Consider the following 19286-nt stretch of genomic DNA (forward strand, 5'->3'; position numbering starts at 1 on the left):
GGAGAATCGACAATGCAAAGTATGCAGGAAATTTTTAAACAGCAAAAGAAGAGTTTCTTTTTTTTGCTTGCATTGTTCGTGCTCGGTTGGTTCTTCTTGGACTACCGGACAATCTTCGCTGGGCTCATCTTAGGTTCACTTTTCGGTATGTATAACTTTTGGATTCTCGTTCGACGGATGGAACGGTTTGACCGGTCTATCGATGAAGGGAAGCGAGCGAAGTCATTAGGTATGGGCTTACGTTTTGCATCAGGTGTAGGGGCTACGGCCATTGCACTCGTTATGCCGGAGGAGTTTGATCTGATCAGCACGGTAATCGGGTTAATGATACCCTATGCATTGCTGTTTACTGGTCATCTGCTGTTCCATTTGAAGCAATGACACTTTACTAGCAAGGGGAGGTGAACAAAAACGTGAATCATGAAAATCCACAGTTTATTTTATTCGGAATCGGGTTTAACCCATCGAATATACTGATGTTATTTGTAACGTGTCTGATTGTCTTCCTGATTGCAGTAGCATCTACGCGGCGGCTTCAAATGAAACCTACGGGTATGCAAAACTTCATGGAGTGGGTCATGGACTTTGTCAAAGGCATCATCAAAAATAACATGGACTGGAAAACGGGAGGCCGCTTCCACGTACTAGGCATCACTTTAATCATGTTTGTCTTCGTTGCAAATATGATTGGACTTCCATTCGCAATCGTATGGGATGACCAACTTTGGTGGAAATCACCAACAGCCGATCCAGTTATCACGTTAACCCTCGCTGCTACAGTTGTTGCGTTAACGCATTACTATGGTGTGAAACAACTCGGAATGGGCAAGTATTTGAAAACATACTTCCAGCCAATTCCATTCTTGGCACCATTGAAGATCATTGAGGAATTCGCAAACACGTTGACACTCGGTCTTCGTCTTTACGGTAACATTTTCGCAGGTGAAATCTTGATTGGTTTACTTGCAACATTGGGTGCTTCAAGCATCTTCGGTCTTGCCGGAGCTGTTATACCAGCACTTGCATGGCTCGGTTTCTCGGTATTCATCGGGGCGATCCAAGCATTTATCTTCGTTATGTTAACGATGGTCTATATGGCTCACAAGGTCAGCACAGATCACTAAACATATATTTACCCTGTAATCAGGGAACAAAACTACAAAGAATATTAGGAGGAAATACAAAATGGCAGGTATGGGTTTATTAGCAGCAGCTATTGCAGTTGGTCTAGGTGCACTTGGTGCAGGTATCGGTAACGGTTTAATCGTTTCTAAGACAGTTGAAGGGATCGCTCGTCAACCAGAAGCACGTGGCGTTCTACAAACAACAATGTTCATTGGTGTTGCATTGGTTGAGGCACTTCCAATCATCGCAACTGTTATTGCGTTTATCGTAATGAACAAATAATAATTGCGTTACATGGCGAAGCATGCAGTATCGGTCTTCGCCATTGCTTTATGTCAACAACTAAACAATTGATAGTACTGAATGAATAGAGTGTTCTAATTAGAGTAAGAAACGAAAGAGTCATGAGCTCTTGAAGGGAGTGAAACAATCGTGTTGGATACCTTCGTCCTCTTATCAGCAAACGCTGACGCAGGATTTTTAGCTAGTTTAAACCAACGTCTAAATTTAGGCGACATTATCGTCACTGTAGTATTTTTCACGATTCTCATGGTACTTCTAAAGAAGTTTGCATGGGGTCCGTTAATGGGCGTGATGGATCAACGAGCGCAATTAATCGCTACTGAGATCGAACAAGCCGAAGCAAGTCGTCAAGAATCTGCAAAGCTTCTTGAAGAGCAACGTGCTCTATTAAAAGAAGCACGCGAAAGCGCACAATCTATCGTAGAGAATGCGAAGAAACAAGGTGACACTCAACGTGAAGAGCTGATTATGGCTGCACGCGCTGAAGCTAACCGTATGAAAGAATCTGCAACTCTTGAAATCGCTACTGAAAAAGAGAAAGCAGTTGCAGCAGTTCGCGAAGAATTCGTATCTCTTTCTATCTTGGCTGCGTCTAAGGTTCTTGGGAAAGAAATTTCTGAGGAAGATAACCGCGCATTGATCGAAGAAACGATTGTGAAGGCAGGCGAAGGGCGATGAGCCAATCGGTAATCGCAAAACGTTATGCCGTTGCATTGTTTGAAGCAGCACAGGAAAAGCAACAAACACTTTCCGTGCAAAACGATCTACAAGAAATGAAAAAAGTATTTGCTGGAAACAAGCAGTTTGGTGAGCTATTAATTTCACCTAAGTTCTCTACAGATAAGAAAAAAGAATTGATTGGGCAATTTTTCAATGGAGCAAACCAACTTGTATTGAACACACTATATGTGTTGCTTGATGCAGGTCGTATTGAAGAAGTAGGCAGTCTAATCGAAGACTTCCAGGAACTCGCTAACGAGGCTTCTGGAGTTGCCGAAGCGAAAGTCTACTCTACACGTTTGCTTTCTGATGAAGAAAGTACAGCTATCTCTACTGCCTTTGCGCACAAAGTAGGAAAACAATCATTGCATATCGAAAACATTATTGATCCAAGCTTGATCGGTGGCATTCGCCTTCAGATCGGCAACCAAATTTACGACAGTAGTGTCAGTGCAAAACTGGCACGTCTGGAACGTCAATTAATCAATTAATTAATTTGAATTAAGAGGGGTGACATACATGGGCATCAAAGCTGAGGAAATTAGCGGTCTGATCAAACAACAGATCGAAAATTATCAGTCTGAAATGGAAGTAAGTGAAACAGGTACTGTAATCCGTGTAGGTGACGGTATCGCACTTGCTCATGGCCTCGACAATGTCATGGCGGGGGAACTTCTTGAGTTCTCTACCGGCGTAATGGGTCTGGCACAAAACTTGGAAGCGAACAACGTAGGTATCGTTATCCTTGGGCCATACACAGACATTAAAGAAGGCGATGAAGTTCGTCGTACAGGCCGTATTATGGAAGTACCAGTCGGAGAAGAATTGATCGGACGTGTAGTCAATTCACTTGGACAACCAGTTGATGGACTAGGTCCAATCAATACAACAAAAACTCGTCCTATCGAAAGCCCTGCACAAGGGGTTATGGCGCGTAAATCAGTTCACGAACCATTGCAAACAGGAATCAAAGCGATTGACGCTCTTGTTCCTATCGGCCGTGGACAACGTGAATTAATCATCGGTGACCGTCAAACAGGTAAAACTACTGTTGCAATTGACGCAATCCTAAACCAAGCTGACCAAGACATGATCTGTATCTATGTTGCAATCGGTCAAAAAGAATCTACTGTTCGTGGAGTTGTTGAAACTCTACGTAAGAACGGTGCACTCGATTACACAATCGTAGTCACTGCTTCTGCATCAAGCCCGTCGCCAATGCTTTTCTTGGCACCATACACAGGTATTTCGATGGCAGAAGAATTCATGTTCGACGGCAAGCACGTGCTAATCGTTTATGATGACCTATCTAAACAAGCAGCAGCTTACCGTGAACTGTCCTTGCTACTTCGTCGTCCTCCGGGCCGTGAAGCATATCCAGGGGATGTCTTCTACCTACACAGCCGCCTACTTGAGCGTGCTGCAAAGTTGAATGACGAACTAGGAGCAGGATCTATTACAGCATTGCCGTTCGTTGAGACACAAGCTGGAGATATCTCTGCTTATATCCCAACAAACGTAATCTCTATTACAGACGGACAAATCTTCTTGCAGTCTGACCTATTCTTCTCAGGTGTACGTCCAGCGATCAACGCCGGTCTTTCCGTATCCCGTGTTGGTGGTTCAGCGCAAATTAAAGCAATGAAGAAAGTTGCCGGTACACTTCGTTTGGACTTGGCAGCATTCCGTGAACTAGAAGCATTCTCACAATTCGGTTCAGATCTAGACCCTACTACAAGAGCGAAACTTGACCGCGGACACCGCACAGTTGAAATCTTGAAGCAAGACTTGAACAAGCCGTTGAAAGTCGAATACCAAGTAATCAGTCTATATGCACTGACACGCGGTTACCTCGACGATATTCCAGTAAAAGACGTATTGCGTTTTGAAAGTGAAATCACTAGCTGGTTAGAATCTAACCATACGGAAGTGTATGATCACATTCGTACTACGAAAGATCTTCCAGCTGATGACGTAATGAGCGCAGCGTTCAACGAATTCAAGAAAAACTTTGTGACTTCTGAAGCATAATCTTATCTGATTCTCAGATAAGGCCTCCGGCGGATGTCAGGGATTTTGAATTGCGCAAGCGCAATTCAAAATCCAGACGCAATCACGCCGAGGCGAGATTGATTTATTAAATGGATCTTAAAATAAAGGTGGTGAATAGCCAGTGGCGTCCTTACGCGAGATAGAAAGCCGTATTGCTTCAACAAAAAAGACGAGTCAAATCACGAGAGCGATGCAAATGGTATCTGCTTCTAAACTGAACCGTGCCGAAGTGAATGCGAAGAAATTCGTACCTTACATGGATAAAGTAGAAGAAGTAGTTGGTGCCATTGCAGCCGTAACGAAAGATTCCGGACATCCACTATTAACTGCACGTCCCGTTAAGAAGTCTGCGTACATCGTAGTTACTTCTGACCGTGGACTAGTTGGTGGATACAACGCGCACATTTTCCGTGCAGTTACCCGTGCAATCGAACAACGCCATAAATCGAAAGATGAAGTGGTCATTATCGCGATCGGTCGTAAAGGCTATGAATTCTTCGACCGTCTGGGTTACCAGATTGAAGAAAGCCTGATCGGACTTTCGGATCACCCTCGTTTTGAAGAAGTAAAAGATATCGCGAATCGGGCTGTTGGCATGTTCACAGAAGGCGTTTATGATGAAGTGTTCTTGTATTACAACCACTTCATCTCCGCCATCTCCAACGAAGCAACTGAACGTAAATTGCTTCCACTCACAGATATTTCATCTGTATCAGCTTCATCATCTTATGAGTTCGAGCCTTCAGCAGAAGCGATTCTCGAAACACTTCTCCCACAATATACGGAGAGCCTCATTTATGGAGCGGTACTCGATGGAAAAGCGAGCGAACATGCTTCCAGTATGACAGCGATGAAGACGGCGACAGACAATGCGTCTGACCTAATCGATTCGTTAACATTACAATTTAACCGCGCTCGTCAAGCAGCGATCACTCAGGAAATCACTGAAATCGTAGCCGGCGTAGCAGCACTCGAATAATAGATTTGAAACAGTAAGACAGGAGGGAAAAGCATGAGTAATGGACATATTCTTCAAGTTATGGGTCCGGTTGTCGACGTTAAGTTTGAAAACGGACAACTTCCAGCGATCTATAACGCATTGAAGGTTAATATCGATCGTTCCAACGGAGTGGTTGAAGTATTGACTTTAGAAGTAGCACTTCACCTTGGTGATGATGCTGTTCGTACGATTGCGATGTCCTCGACAGATGGTTTGAAACGCGGTACGTCAGTTATTAACACAGGCGCACCTATTTCTGTTCCAGTCGGCGACGTTACACTCGGACGTGTATTTAACGTACTAGGTGAGGAAATTGACCTGCGTGAGCCAGTTCCTGCTGATTCACAACGTGACCCAATTCACCGTTCTGCACCAACATTCGAATTCCTTTCTACAGAGGTAGAAATTCTTGAAACGGGAATTAAAGTAGTTGACTTGCTTGCACCATACATCAAGGGTGGTAAAATCGGACTCTTCGGTGGTGCTGGAGTTGGTAAAACAGTTCTAATTCAGGAATTAATCAACAACATCGCACAAGAACACGGTGGTATTTCCGTATTCGCTGGTGTTGGAGAGCGTACTCGTGAAGGAAATGACTTGTACTTTGAAATGACAGATTCAGGCGTTATCAAGAAAACGGCAATGGTATTCGGTCAAATGAACGAGCCACCAGGCGCACGTATGCGTGTAGCACTTTCTGGCTTGACTATGGCTGAATATTTCCGTGATGAGCAAGGACAAGACGTTCTATTGTTCATCGATAACATCTTCCGCTTTACACAAGCAGGTTCTGAAGTTTCTGCACTACTTGGACGTATGCCTTCTGCGGTTGGTTACCAGCCAACATTGGCAACTGAAATGGGTCAGTTACAAGAGCGAATCACATCTACAAATAAAGGATCGGTTACATCGATCCAAGCAATCTACGTACCAGCGGATGACTATACGGATCCAGCTCCGGCAACAACTTTCGCTCACTTAGATGCAACAACGAACTTGGAGCGTAAACTTTCAGAGATGGGTATCTACCCAGCTGTGGATCCACTAGCTTCTTCTTCACGTGCATTGAGTGCAGAAATCGTTGGACCGGAACACTACCGTGTAGCTCGTGAAGTACAAACAACTCTTCAACGATACCGTGAATTGCAAGATATCATCGCAATCTTAGGTATGGACGAGTTAGATGAAGATGACAAGCAGATCGTTGACCGCGCTCGTCGTATTCAGTTCTTCTTGTCACAAAACTTCCACGTTGCTGAGCAGTTTACAGGACAAAAAGGTTCTTACGTTCCAGTTCCTGAAACAATCAAAGGCTTTGCTGAAATTCTAGAAGGTAAGTATGATCACTTGCCGGAAGATGCATTCCGTTTAGTTGGACGTATCGAAGACGTTATCGCAAAAGCTAAAGCTATGGGTGTAGAAGTCTAAGAAAAGGGACCAGGAGGGAAAAAAATGAGTAAAATCAAAGTGAATATCGTCACTCCCGACGGCCCTGTTGTTGAAATGGATGCGAACATGGTGATTGCAGTTACCGAAGCTGGTGAGATCGGGGTTCTACCCGGTCACATCGCGATGGTCGCGCCGCTTCAAATTGGTGCACTTCGCCTAAAAACAGATGGCAAAACAGAAACAGTCGCAGTCCACGGAGGCTTCATCGAGGTCCGTCCTGAAGTTGTCACTGTGTTGGCACAGAGTGCGGAACTGGCTGAGTCCATTGATATCGCACGTGCAAAGAAAGCTGCTGAAAAAGCTGAACAAGATCTTCAGAAAAAATCTGACGACCTATCTCAAAACTTAGCAGAGCTTGATTTAAAACGCGCAATCAACCGCATGCAAGTGTATGAACAACGTATGTAATCTATAAATGAAATGGGCGGACAGACAACCTCTGTCTGCCCATTTTCTCTATATCCAAGAAATAAAAAAAGGAGTGGACACTTTGGACAGCATGTTAGGTAGCAATCCATTACTCGCGATCGTATCGCACATCTTCTTCATAGGCATCAGCTTCATTGCTCTACAAGCAATTTTGCCAGAAAACATCATACGAAAAAACCGCGTATTCCAAACACAACTTTTGTTTATTTTGTTAAGTATTGCTATAGGTTCGACCGTATCAAAATTCTTTTTAGACATATCCTATTGGTCAGGAAGATGGGCAACCTGGTTTTGATTTCCTTCAGCTGAAGCTCTACCAGTAAGACCAGCGGAAATCAGAACTCTAGCTGAAAGAAATTAAAACATATAAGTTGAACAGTAGAAGTGTCATCACAAAAGCACCATTGATTTTCAACAATACTTCTTCAGCTTATAGTAGGATGAACTTTCTTCAATATATGAAACTGACTGACGACAAGTTATAAGTGGGATTTCAACGGAGGAAGAAGACGACACCGAGGGCATCAACGCTAGGCTATAGGACAAGAGTCCTGCGTTCGGAGTGAAAATCCCGATTGTATCTCAAAATAGACATTCCATGTAGCAACTTTGTAATATGCATGTAATAAAAATATCTTCAATTGCGTGTAAAATGTAAGATTAGCGGGTAATAACAGTAGTGTGGCTATAAATGAACGGTCAAATGCAATCACTTTGTGTCAAATCTCCACATATACTACATCACGCAAGAAATAACACAAAACTGCGCCGGAAGATACTTGTTTCATAAGGTTTTACAAGGTACAATAGTATAAGTTTTATATGTGAAATTTGACTTTGACAAATGAATTGCAACACCAATGAAAATGTTTATAGACGATTATTGATAATAGGCTGTGTGAGTGAAGGATAAATTGGACTCGGAGGGGCTACTGGTGGAAAAAATTATTATTAACGGCGGACGGACTTTACAAGGGAACGTACGTGTAGAAGGTGCGAAGAACGCGGTATTACCGATCTTGGCTGCTGCTTTATTAGCATCTGAAGGAGTGAACGTGATTCGTGACGTTCCAAATCTCTCAGATGTACGGACGATCAATGAAGTGCTTAAAAGTTTGAACGCAAAAATCACGCATGATCCGGAAAAAGGGGAAGTCATCGTAGATTCACGTGGAAGACTAGCAGACGAAGCACAATTTGAATACGTACGCAAAATGCGCGCATCCATTTTAGTAATGGGACCGTTACTGGCGCGTAACGGATTCGCGCGTATCGCATTACCAGGAGGCTGTGCAATTGGTTCAAGACCTATTGACCAACACTTGAAAGGCTTCGAAGCAATGGGAGCTGAAATTTCATTTGGACATGGCCACGTGGAAGCAAAAGTAGACGGCCGATTAAAAGGCGCGAAAATCTACTTGGATTTCCCAAGTGTAGGCGCAACAGAAAACATTATGACGGCTGCTGCTCTCGCTGAAGGTACAACAATCATCGAGAACGCTGCGAAAGAACCTGAAATCGTCGACTTGGCGAACTTCATCAATGAAATGGGCGGTAAAGTAGTAGGTGCAGGTACGGATAATATTCGTATCGAAGGTGTAACGACAATGTATGCATCGACTCACCATATTATTCCGGATCGCATCGAAGCTGGAACATTCATGGTAGCTGCAGCTATCACGGGTGGAGACGTTACAATCGACAACGCAGTACCTGAACACTCTACAGCACTAATTTCCAAATTGACGGAAATGGGCGTAGAAATCACGCAATTGGATGAAGGCATTCGTGTTACAGCGAAGCACCCACTAAAGGCAGTCGATTTGAAGACCATGCCGCATCCAGGTTTCCCGACAGATATGCAATCACAAATGATGGCATTGATGTTAACAGCTACCGGTATCGGTGTGTTAACGGAAACTGTATTTGAAAATCGTTTTATGCACGTTGAAGAATTCCGCCGTATGAACGCGGATGTAAAGATCGAAGGACGTTCTGTTATTGTTTCAGGACCTTCAAAAATCCAAGGTGCGGAAGTCGCAGCCACAGACTTGCGTGCCGCTGCATCACTCATCCTAGCCGGACTCGTAGCAGAAGGCGTAACACGTGTAACTGAATTGATTCACTTAGATCGCGGTTATGTGGACTTCGATAAGAAGCTCAAAGCACTTGGCGCAGACATAACGCGTGTGTCATCTGAACAAGAAGTTACTGAATCTCAATTTGCATAATACTCGAAACCATGGACAGTTTACTGTTCATGGTTTTTTCATATATTACGATGAATACACGATCTGCCCTCAACATATAGTCTAGTATGTACAAAAAACTACTGCTTTTATTCATCATTCTCACATTATTTTTTATTCCCATTCTTGTAAGACAAGCACCAGTGCTTAAACTGGTAGACCAACGAGAGGAGAAGTACTGCGATGTGATGATCACGGTGATCGGTGTGGACGAGCCGATTCCGCTTGAAGAGTATGTCGTCGGAGTGGTAGCGGGTGAGATGCCTGCCGAATTTCATCCCGAAGCATTAAAAGCTCAAGTCATTGCAGCCCGCACATATGCCGCAAGAAACACAGATAAAGGAATCAAGCCGATTGCTAAAGATGTCTCTGCGCAAGTGTACCGCACAGAAGCCGAACGTAAGGAGCGCTGGGGCAAGTCGTTCAAAGACAATGAAAAGAAAGTTCGCAAAGCAGCAGAAGATACGCAAGGCCAAATTATTGTGTACGGGGAAGAAATCATATCGGCCATGTTTTTCTCCACATCTAATGGAAAAACAGAAGCCGCGCAAAACTTCAGTGGCAATCCGATCGAGTATTTACAAAGCGTTGAAAGTCCAGGTGAAGAGGATGTAGCGCCTACCGTAGAGCGCAAGCAAGAACTGACATTGACTGAATGGAATCGTAAACTCGGTTTCAACTGGGATGCCAATCAATTTCGCGAACTAAAGCTCGTCCGCAATCAAACCGGACGTGTCCAGAAAATCATGTCTGGACAATATGAAACGAGCGGCCGCCAAATTCGTGAAAAACTTCATTTGGCTTCCACCGACTTTAATATTGCGTATGACGTCAACAATCAAATCGTCCATATTACGACCGTTGGCTATGGCCATGGAGTGGGGATGAGTCAATATGGCGCGGAAGCTTTCGCACAAAAAGGATGGACTGCAGATCAAATTGTATCGCACTATTATACAGGCACAAAAATCCAAAAAATAAATTTACCTGAAGATCGATGTTTAAAATCCTCGTAACTTGCAAAGAATGCAAGTGAGGTGATGAACATGCGAGAAGAAAAACCAAAGGCCCCTTCTCAGGAGAACAAGAAAACGAAGAACGGCTGGTTCTGGCCTGCCATTTATACGAGCGTAGCGCTTTTATTCATCGGCATGGTATGGGGATACACCGCCTTGACGACGGAAGATTCTGTACCGTCTGAAGTGGCAAAAGTGGAACAGCCAAAAGAAAACGGCACGGTAGAAACAAACGCATCAAAAGAAACACTGAAGTATCCATTCGATGAAGCAAAAGTAGATCAAGTCGCCATCTTACAAGAATTTTATGATGCAGAAGCAGACGAAGCAGTGCGTGAGAAAGCACTACTCGTATTCAACCAGACGTATGTCACCAGCAAAGGACTTTCTCTATCGATGGATGGTGAACCGTTCGAAGCCGTAGCGGCAATGAGTGGAACAGTCGAAGAAGTCATCGTGGATTCATTCAAAGGAACGGAAGTTAGATTGAAACACGCGGACGGTAAAACAACAGTCTACGGTTCATTAACAGGCGTACTTGTCAAAGAAGGCGACACGGTCCAACAAGGACAAGTGCTTGCCACAACGACTCAGAATGAATGGAACCCCGAAGCAGGCGTCCACTTGCAATTTGAAATTCAGCAAGATGGAGTGTCCGTAAACCCACACGATTTCCTAGCATTTTAATACGTAGCACCCAAGCCATTCCAGCCCCCGGAATGGCTTTTTTCATATGTTGCTACCTGTTCGCATACACTACATTAGTCAAAGGAGTGAATAGAGAAAGGAAGAGGGCGTGCACGAGCAAATTAGAAAACGCTGCGTACGACTGGGCAAGCTACTGATCGAGACCAACTTGACAGTGCGCGCGCTAGCCACTGCGACCGGCTACTCCAAAAGCACGGTCCACAAAGACTTAACCGAACGATTACCAAATGTAGATCCAGGCTTGTCAAGGAAAGTCGCAGAAATTCTGGCCTATCACAAATCCATCCGCCACTTGCGCGGAGGAGAAGCCACCCGCCAAAAATGGAAAAATGAATCCGAAGCACAAAAAGCTGATGCCTAGCCACACTGAAAATGAAGCAGTAAGATACTGTACTTATACAAGCAGCTTGAAATGGTGAAAAGCTATCCAGAGGAGTGTATCTGGATAGCTTTTGTTTGCTTGGGGTGAAGTTATGTAGTTTGTCTATTTGGGCGGGCCGCTTAATTTAAGTCTGGGAACGCTCAATGCCAGTCGGGGAACGCTCTATGCATCGCCGAATCCGCTCAATCGTCGGGGCTATCCGCTCTATGTCTGTCCGCTAACGCTCTATGCGCGGGTTCACCCGCTCAATGATCCCCGAGATCCGCTCAATCCACCTCCGCGAGAGCTCTATGTCACGTTTCACTCGACACTCAATTGCTCGCGCCATTCCGCTCAATGTAAGTCCGGGAACGCTCAATGCGTCGCCCAATCCGCTCAATCGTTGGGGCTATCCGCTCTATGTTGGTTCGGGAACGCTCTATGCGCCAGCTTACCCGCTCAATGATCCCCGAGATCCGCTCAATCCACCTCCGCGAGAGCTCTATGTCAAATCTCTCTCGACACTCAATCGCTCGCGCCATTCCGCTCAATGTAAGTCCGGGAACGCTCTATGCGTCGCCGAATCCGCTCAATCGTTGGGGCTATCCGCTCTATGTTGGTTCGGGAACGCTCTATGCGCGGGTTCACCCGCTCAATGATCCGTAAGATCCGCTCAATCCACCTCCGCGAGAGCTCTATGTCAAATCTCTCTCGACACTCAATCGCTCGCGCCATTCCGCTCAATATAAGTCCGGAAGCGCTCAATGCGTCGCCCAATCCGCTCAATCGTTGGGGCTATCCGATCTATGTTGGTTCGGGAACGCTCAATGCGCGGGTTCACCCGCTCAATGATCCCCGAGATCCGCTCAATCCACCTCCGCGAGAGCTCTATGTCACGTTTCACTCGACACTCAATCGCTCGCGCCATTCCGCTCAATGTAAGTCCGGTAACGCTCTATGCGTCGCCAAATCCGCTCAATCGTCGGGGGCTATCCGCTCTATGTTGGTCCGGGAACGCTCTATCTGTGGGTTCACCCGCTCAATGATCCGTAAGATCCGCTCAATCGCCGAGGTTATCCGCTCTATGTCGATTCGCAAACGCTCTAGGTGCGGACTTACCCGCTCAATCCATCCCCACAACCGCTCTATCAGCCCATGCAGCCACCCACCCCACCCACCCCAAAAAAACATGTATAATAAAAACCAAACACCACCACCAACAGGAGGAATGAATCATGACGAAAACGTATATCCTTGCGCTCGATCAAGGTACGACGAGCTCACGTGCAATCCTATTTGATAAGAAGGGCAACATCTTTCACACGGCGCAGCAGGAATTCACGCAGTATTTTCCGAAGTCTGGCTGGGTGGAGCACAATGCCGACGAAATCTGGAGCTCGATTCTATCCGTCATTGCCGCGGTCATTTCTGAAAAAAACATTACACCCACGCAAATTGAAGCGATCGGTATTACGAATCAACGTGAAACGACCGTGGTTTGGGACAAGCATACTGGCGACCCGGTCTACCATGCGATTGTGTGGCAATCTCGCCAGACGGCCGATATTTGTGAGGAGTTAAAAGCGGCTGGACATGATGATGTATTCCGTAATAAAACGGGCTTGCTGATCGATTCGTATTTCTCGGGAACGAAAGTGAAATGGATTTTGGACAACGTGGAAGGGGCGCGTGAAAAAGCGGACAACGGTGATTTGCTATTTGGTACGATCGATACGTGGATTATCTGGAAATTGTCTGGTGGCCAAGCGCATGTCACCGACTACTCCAATGCATCGCGTACACTCATGTACAATATTCACGACTTGCAGTGGGATGAAGAACTACTCAACATATTAGATGTTCCGAAAACGATGTTGCCGACCGTCTGCGAGTCGTCCGAAATTTACACTCATACCGACGCCAGGCACTTTTTCGGTCACGCAGCACCAATCGCAGGTATCGCGGGTGATCAGCAGGCGGCTTTATTCGGCCAGGCATGCTTTGAAAGCGGTATGGTGAAGAACACGTATGGCACAGGTTGCTTCATGTTAATGAATACTGGAGAAAAAGCGGTGACATCTGATAACGGTTTATTGACGACGATCGCGTGGGGAATCGATGGGAAAGTGGAGTACGCACTCGAAGGCAGTATTTTCGTAGCCGGTTCCGCCATTCAGTGGCTGCGTGACGGACTGCGAATGTTCCGTAAAGCCTCTGAAAGCGAAAGTTATGCTAAGCGCGTCAAATCGTCGGACGGGGTCTATGTCGTACCGGCATTCGTTGGACTTGGCACACCGTACTGGGATAGTGACGTCAAAGGTGCAGTATTCGGCCTGACGCGTGGTACGACGAAAGAGCATTTCGTGCGCGCAACACTCGAATCACTTGCCTATCAAACGAAAGACGTCCTTGACGCAATGGAAGCGGACTCCGGGATTTCATTGAAAACGTTACGGGTGGACGGGGGAGTCGTAGACAATAATTTCCTCATGCAATTCCAAGCAGACTTGCTCAACGTGCCAGTAGAACGTTCGACGATCAATGAAACGACGGCACTCGGCGCGGCTTATCTTGCGGGGCTTGCGGTAGGGTTTTGGAAGGATCGCAATGAAATCGCAGAATACTGGCGCCTCGATCGACCTTTTGAACCAAATATGGAAGAATCCGTACGTGAAGATCTCTACAAAGGTTGGCAAAAAGCCATTAACGCTACGATTGCTTTTAAATAATTCACTAGCCGCCGCTAACTTGCTGGCGGTTTTTTGTTATAACGCCTTCCCTCGAACGATGTCAAAAAAAGTAGAAATATGATATAATGAACAGCTAATGAATGTAATCAGATAGGGCGTATGAGGAAGGGGTCGGGTCACGATGTTTTCGAAAGAGATTGGAATAGACTTGGGTACCGCCAATGTATTGATATATGTGAAAGACAACGGTCTCGTTATTAATGAGCAAGCTGTCATTGCGATCGATAAACGTACGGATGAACCTGTGGCTTTTGGTAATGAGGCCTATCAAATGATTGGTCGTTCACCAGAACATATCCAGATCATACGTCCAATGAAAGTCGGGAACATTGCGGACTTCGAAATGGCCCGTGTGTTGATCAGGCACTTCCTCGAGAAAGCGCTAGGAAAAAGCTTGCGTATTCGGCCGCACGTTACGATTGGCTGTAAAGCAGATACGACGCGAGTGGAAAAAAGCGTGATCCGACAAGTGATGATGGGAGCCGGAGCCAAACAAGTCGTCATTGAGGAAGAATCAAAAGTGGCGGCGATTGGAGCTGGTATTGACATCTCTAAGCCTTCAGGCAATATGATAGTCGATTTGGGTGCAGGTACGACAGATGCATCCGTGCTGTCGATGGGGGAAATTGTATCGTTTAAGAAAACGAATATCGGCGGCCTTCATTTCGATCAATGTATTATCCAACATATACGAAAAAAACATAATGTTTATATAGGTGAAAAAACGGCAGAACAAGTGAAAAAAGACATCGGTCTTGTGCAGATGGGTGGAGTGAAACCGGGCGCGATGAATGTGCACGGCAGTGACCTCGCCACCGGTATTCCGAAAACAATTGAAGTGACGGCGGAAGAGATTCATGAGGCATTGCGTCTGCCAATCGGTAAAATCGTGGAGACGACAAGAGATGCACTAGAAGAAACATTGCCGGAGCTCGCTGCAGACATTGCGCAGCGCGGCATCATATTAATCGGAGGCGGCGCATGGCTTCCGGGAATAGATACGTTATTATCCGAACATCTCCAGGTGCCAGTGTTCATTGCGGAAAATCCACTTACTTGTATAGTAGAAGGAACTGGATTGCTCATGGATTCGGTCGGTAAAAACTCAACACGCATAATTTGAACTGCCATGCAAGCGGCAAGTAGTGTATACTAAAAACAATGATTATTCGACATAATGATGCAAAGGAGTGAAATGAATGTTTCGTGGTTTTTATACAGTAGGGTCAGGCATGATTGCACAGCAACGCCGGACGGAAATGCTTTCCAATAATATCGCGAACGCGAATACGCCAGGCTATAAGGCGGAGCAGTCATCGATTCGTGCATTCCCAGACATGTTGTTATCTCGCTTGGATTCAACGCGCGTCCCAACGGAAAAAGGTTTGAACTTTAGAAATCTTTCCGAAGTAGGCGAGCTATCGACAGGCGTATATATGCAAGAAACCTTGCCTTTATTCGCACAGGGACAGTTGCGTGAAACGGAACAGAAGACGGATATCGCGTTGCTGGACGGACCAATGGAAGTCAATGAAGAAACAGGCGTTGCGGGAACCGTGTTTTTCACGTTAGAAGGTGAGAACGGCAGCCAATTCTACACACGAAACGGTAATTTCGCTGTCAACGCAGAAGGCTATCTGACCAATCCATCCGGTTTATACGTCCTTGACGATGCCGGCAATCGGATCGAACTGACAAGTGATGATACTCGCGTGACGGATGCAGGTACGATTTTCGCTGGAGAAACAGAAGTCGCGACTCTAGGTATTGCCTACTCTGACGCAGCGGATGCATTGTCCAAGCAAGACAACGGACTCTTCACGACGATTGACGGCAATGCGTTACCGACAGGCGGTACGTACTCGATGCAACAAGGATTTCTCGAAGATTCTAACGTCGACGCCGCGCGCTCGATGACGGATATGCTAACAGCCTACCGTGCATTTGAAGCCAATCAAAAAGTCTTGCAAGCCTATGATCGCAGTATGGAAAAAGCGGTCAATGAAGTAGGACGTGTCAATTAATGACTACATATAGAAACATGCGAAAAGGGAGTGACCTTTGATGATTCGCACGATGACTACAGCCACCAACACGATGAATCAGTTGCAACAACGTCTCGATTTGATCGGCAACAATTTATCGAACGTTGGTACCCATGGATATAAATCTTCGGCTGCTACATTCCAAGAACTTTTATTCCAGCAAATGAATAATGACAAAGCAGATCAAGCCGAACGCAGTTCAGACTTCGGCATTCGTATGGGCACGGGCGCACACCTTGGCAGCCTGCAGATGAACTGGAAAGTGGGCTCTGTACAAATAACAGACCGCCAGCTAGACTTTGCGCTAACGGAACCGAAACAACATTTTAATTTAATCCAGCCAACAGACGGCGGGGAAGAAATCATTTATTCACGTAAAGGTAATTTCTACTTGTCACCGACTGCCAATGGCGACAATGCGCTAGTCAATGAAGAAGGACTCGCAGTGGCCGATAGCGCAGGCCGTCCAATCGTCTTTTCTGGACAAGCAACCGATTATCAAATTCGTCCGAACGGTGTGTTGCAAGTGACGACACCACAAGGCACGCAAGAATTTAATCTCGGTGTTACCGTTCTAGAAAAGCCGGATTCAATGGTTCAACTTTCGGCAACCAGCTTTGGATTGCCTACAGACCTAGCCGCACTCGGATTGACGGCCAATGATTTATTAACCGAAATGACGGGTGCTGGACGAGATCAGATTGGCTTGCAAAACCAAGCGCTCGAAACATCCAACGTGGAGTATGAAAAAGAAATGGCGGATATGATTTCGACGCAACGTGCCTATCAATTCAATGCGCGTTCCGTAACTATGGCGGACCAGATGATGGGCTTAATTAACGGCATTCGCTAACGCGTGCAATAGGAGTACTTACTATGACAGATAAAAATAAAAACTTCAAAAAAATAACAGAACCACTATCACCCGTGCAACCATTCGAACCATTGAAAACACCGGAAATGGAAGATCCGATCGAGCTTACGGAAACAGATCCGACTAACATGGACGAAGTGGCCGTTACGCTATCAGAGCCTCTTACAACAGACGAGGAAGTTCCGGCAGACATTGAGCCGATAACGGATACAGAAGAGCTAGAAACAGCTCCTGACGCTACAGAAGAGACGCTTTTGGTAGAAACCGAGCCTGAAGAAACCGACGCGACTTCCCGAGCAACAATGAAGTCGAAATGGACACGCAAAGAGCGTTCCAAAAAAGCTTCAAAACCCGTAAGTGAAATGCGCTGGGTCCAAGTGCGCTTAATTCCGATTTGGCTACGATTACTCTTGCTACTCGTAGTACTCGTCTTAGCCGCTATAGCAGGAACAATGGTTGGTTTCAGCATAATCGGCGACGGCTCAGCAGGCGATGTCTTCAAAAAAGAGACATGGCAACATATTTTTGATATCATGAACGGTAAATAAGTACAGAAACATCTGATTTCTTCAGATACTCTGGAATAAAGGAGACAAATTTCATGCTGAACGCTCAACAAATACAAGAAATCATCCCGCATCGCTATCCATTCTTGCTCGTCGATCGCATCGAAGAACTCGAAGAAGGCAAGCGCGCAGTCGGGTTAAAAAATGTTTCAATCAATGAAGACTTCTTCAATGGCCACTTCCCTGGCTACCCAGTTATGCCAGGTGTCTTAATCGTAGAAGCACTCGCTCAAGTCGGCGCAGTCGCTTTACTGAAAAAAGAAGAAAACAAAGGCCGCCTAGCATTTTTTGCAGGCATCGACAACTGCCGTTTCAAGCGTCAAGTCACACCGGGCGACACACTTCGTCTAGAAGTAGAAATTGTCCGCTTGCGTGGAACAATTGGCAAAGGAAAAGCCATCGCAACCGTTGAAGGCGAAGTAGCATGTGAAGCAGATATTACTTTCGCACTCGGACCCGTTCAAGAGAAATAACATCATGATGCGGTACTAAAAAATGATACAATAATCATTGGAATGCCAGTTTTGGCATACAGTGGGAGGGTATACTACAGCATGTTAAATAAGCTTTCTCCAAATATAAAGAGCAGCATCACTCGTTCCATTTCCCAATCATTCGAACAATATATGAGTGAAATCGGCTGGTCAGCAGAAGAATATAACATCGAACAGTTTTACGCGAACTGGCGTGAATACATTACGACTAAAGCACTTTGGTACGACAAGATTCCTGACGACGTCAAAGTAGATCCTGAGTTCCATAAACAATTAGCAGAGCGCGTGGAAGAAGTATTAATCCGCATTCTCAACGATCCGCCGACCGAAGAGCAGATCGCGCAAATTGAAATTTTACAACAAAATCTTGACACACATTATGATTATGGCTGTAAAGCAGAAGCTGTATACGTTCAAAACGTATTAGAAACCGCATCAGGTCATACGAATAATTAAAACGAATAGTTCTCTCCTTTTCGCACAAGCTATCGATGAACATACCGATACGTATGGTTCACAGCTTGTAAAAAAGGAGGGAATTTTTTTATGATCAGAAAAGCATTGCCCGTAGTTTTCGCATCCGCACTCGTTCTGACCGCGTGTAACACGAACGATGGCGCGCTACCAAACAACAACGAAACACCTATGGAAGATGTGGAACGTGACAATACGCCAAACGACAACAAGCGTATGGGTCCAGATCTCGACGGTCTTGACGACAACAATGACCGTGGCATCATGGAAAGAGAAGGCGAAGAAGTCATTGAGGATACACGCGAAGGCATCGAGAAAACTCGCGAAGGTATCGACAGAACACGCGATGAACTCATCGATGACAACAACGAAAACCGTGGCGCACGCGACGACAACACCCTAGACGGCAACATGAACGGTAACGACGCTGCTCCAGACGGCGTTTTGCGCGATGAAGATCGTAAAATGCGATGATTCCCGCCATCATAAAAACGGCCCTGCATATTCAATGCTGGGGCCGTTTTTGTGTGCGCTCTATGTGGTCTGATATCTGCTCAAACTCCGCGAGCCGCTCTATGTATCCTCCCAAGCGCTCTATCGCACGCGCCATTCGCTCAATGCACTTCGGCGAGTGCTCTATACATCCGCCTATCCGCTCAATGCCAGTATGC

General features: G+C 45.7%; 22 protein-coding genes. All 22 read left to right on the forward strand.

Annotated elements, in window-relative coordinates:
* The first annotated feature begins 12 nt into the window (after window positions 1–12).
* The gene (locus tag CSV64_RS07920) at window positions 13–381 is read left to right on the forward strand and encodes an ATP synthase subunit I (RefSeq protein ID WP_099627792.1); all 369 of its coding nucleotides are present in this window, start codon (window positions 13–15) and stop codon (window positions 379–381) included.
* Between the two features lie 32 nt (window positions 382–413).
* Window positions 414–1124: a F0F1 ATP synthase subunit A gene (gene atpB / locus CSV64_RS07925; protein ID WP_029053448.1), complete on the forward strand. Its 711-nt coding sequence runs from the start codon at window positions 414–416 to the stop codon at window positions 1122–1124.
* Window positions 1125–1194: 70 nt separating this feature from the next.
* Window positions 1195–1407, forward strand: coding sequence for a F0F1 ATP synthase subunit C (gene atpE, locus CSV64_RS07930; RefSeq protein WP_029053447.1), 213 nt, complete (start codon window positions 1195–1197; stop codon window positions 1405–1407).
* Between the two features lie 147 nt (window positions 1408–1554).
* Window positions 1555–2106, forward strand: a complete 552-nt coding sequence (atpF, locus tag CSV64_RS07935; RefSeq protein ID WP_369802736.1) for a F0F1 ATP synthase subunit B — start codon at window positions 1555–1557, stop codon at window positions 2104–2106.
* Window positions 2103–2639: a F0F1 ATP synthase subunit delta gene (locus CSV64_RS07940; RefSeq protein ID WP_099635437.1), complete on the forward strand. Its 537-nt coding sequence runs from the start codon at window positions 2103–2105 to the stop codon at window positions 2637–2639. Before atpF ends, CSV64_RS07940 begins: the two co-directional genes overlap by 4 nt.
* A gap of 28 nt (window positions 2640–2667) precedes the next feature.
* Entirely contained in the window at window positions 2668–4179 is a 1512-nt protein-coding gene (atpA, locus tag CSV64_RS07945) for a F0F1 ATP synthase subunit alpha (protein ID WP_099635438.1), read from the forward strand.
* A 142-nt stretch (window positions 4180–4321) separates the two neighbouring features.
* Window positions 4322–5179 carry an ATP synthase F1 subunit gamma gene (gene atpG / locus CSV64_RS07950; RefSeq protein WP_099635439.1) on the forward strand — a complete coding sequence of 286 codons (858 nt, stop codon included), beginning with the start codon at window positions 4322–4324 and terminating at the stop codon, window positions 5177–5179.
* A gap of 33 nt (window positions 5180–5212) precedes the next feature.
* Window positions 5213–6628 carry a F0F1 ATP synthase subunit beta gene (gene atpD, locus CSV64_RS07955; RefSeq protein ID WP_099635440.1) on the forward strand — a complete coding sequence of 472 codons (1416 nt, stop codon included), beginning with the start codon at window positions 5213–5215 and terminating at the stop codon, window positions 6626–6628.
* A gap of 24 nt (window positions 6629–6652) precedes the next feature.
* Window positions 6653–7057: a F0F1 ATP synthase subunit epsilon gene (locus CSV64_RS07960; RefSeq protein WP_099635441.1), complete on the forward strand. Its 405-nt coding sequence runs from the start codon at window positions 6653–6655 to the stop codon at window positions 7055–7057.
* A gap of 91 nt (window positions 7058–7148) precedes the next feature.
* Complete coding sequence (locus CSV64_RS07965) at window positions 7149–7373, forward strand: DUF1146 family protein (protein WP_099635452.1); 225 nt, start codon at window positions 7149–7151, stop codon at window positions 7371–7373.
* Between the two features lie 640 nt (window positions 7374–8013).
* The gene (gene murA / locus CSV64_RS07970; protein WP_099635442.1) at window positions 8014–9309 is read left to right on the forward strand and encodes a UDP-N-acetylglucosamine 1-carboxyvinyltransferase; all 1296 of its coding nucleotides are present in this window, start codon (window positions 8014–8016) and stop codon (window positions 9307–9309) included.
* Between the two features lie 206 nt (window positions 9310–9515).
* Window positions 9516–10343, forward strand: a complete 828-nt coding sequence (gene spoIID, locus CSV64_RS07975; RefSeq protein ID WP_233190508.1) for a stage II sporulation protein D — start codon at window positions 9516–9518, stop codon at window positions 10341–10343.
* Window positions 10344–10373: 30 nt separating this feature from the next.
* Window positions 10374–11030 (forward strand): M23 family metallopeptidase, encoded by a 657-nt coding sequence (locus CSV64_RS07980; RefSeq protein ID WP_199168608.1) that lies wholly within the window; start codon window positions 10374–10376, stop codon window positions 11028–11030.
* A 109-nt stretch (window positions 11031–11139) separates the two neighbouring features.
* A complete protein-coding gene (locus tag CSV64_RS07985) occupies window positions 11140–11412 on the forward strand; it encodes a sporulation transcriptional regulator SpoIIID (RefSeq protein ID WP_099635444.1) in 273 nt (90 codons plus the stop codon).
* A gap of 1235 nt (window positions 11413–12647) precedes the next feature.
* On the forward strand, window positions 12648–14141 hold the full coding sequence (gene glpK, locus CSV64_RS07990) for a glycerol kinase GlpK (RefSeq protein ID WP_099635445.1): 1494 nt from the start codon (window positions 12648–12650) through the stop codon (window positions 14139–14141).
* Window positions 14142–14283: 142 nt separating this feature from the next.
* Window positions 14284–15285 (forward strand): rod shape-determining protein, encoded by a 1002-nt coding sequence (gene mreB, locus CSV64_RS07995; protein WP_099635446.1) that lies wholly within the window; start codon window positions 14284–14286, stop codon window positions 15283–15285.
* 76 nt (window positions 15286–15361) lie between these two features.
* Window positions 15362–16186, forward strand: coding sequence for a flagellar hook-basal body protein (locus tag CSV64_RS08000; RefSeq protein ID WP_099635447.1), 825 nt, complete (start codon window positions 15362–15364; stop codon window positions 16184–16186).
* Window positions 16187–16226: 40 nt separating this feature from the next.
* The gene (locus CSV64_RS08005) at window positions 16227–17060 is read left to right on the forward strand and encodes a flagellar hook-basal body protein (RefSeq protein ID WP_099635448.1); all 834 of its coding nucleotides are present in this window, start codon (window positions 16227–16229) and stop codon (window positions 17058–17060) included.
* Window positions 17061–17083: 23 nt separating this feature from the next.
* Entirely contained in the window at window positions 17084–17629 is a 546-nt protein-coding gene (locus CSV64_RS16850; RefSeq protein ID WP_233190506.1) for a DNA-directed RNA polymerase subunit beta, read from the forward strand.
* Window positions 17630–17682: 53 nt separating this feature from the next.
* On the forward strand, window positions 17683–18120 hold the full coding sequence (gene fabZ, locus CSV64_RS08015) for a 3-hydroxyacyl-ACP dehydratase FabZ (protein WP_099635449.1): 438 nt from the start codon (window positions 17683–17685) through the stop codon (window positions 18118–18120).
* Window positions 18121–18201: 81 nt separating this feature from the next.
* Window positions 18202–18597 carry a hypothetical protein gene (locus CSV64_RS08020; RefSeq protein ID WP_233190507.1) on the forward strand — a complete coding sequence of 132 codons (396 nt, stop codon included), beginning with the start codon at window positions 18202–18204 and terminating at the stop codon, window positions 18595–18597.
* Window positions 18598–18702: 105 nt separating this feature from the next.
* Complete coding sequence (locus CSV64_RS08025; RefSeq protein WP_143560986.1) at window positions 18703–19089, forward strand: hypothetical protein; 387 nt, start codon at window positions 18703–18705, stop codon at window positions 19087–19089.
* The last annotated feature ends 197 nt before the right edge of the window (window positions 19090–19286 follow it).

The organism is Sporosarcina sp. P32b, assembly GCF_002743335.1.
In the GTDB taxonomy this organism is placed as follows: Bacteria; Bacillota; Bacilli; order Bacillales_A; family Planococcaceae; genus Sporosarcina.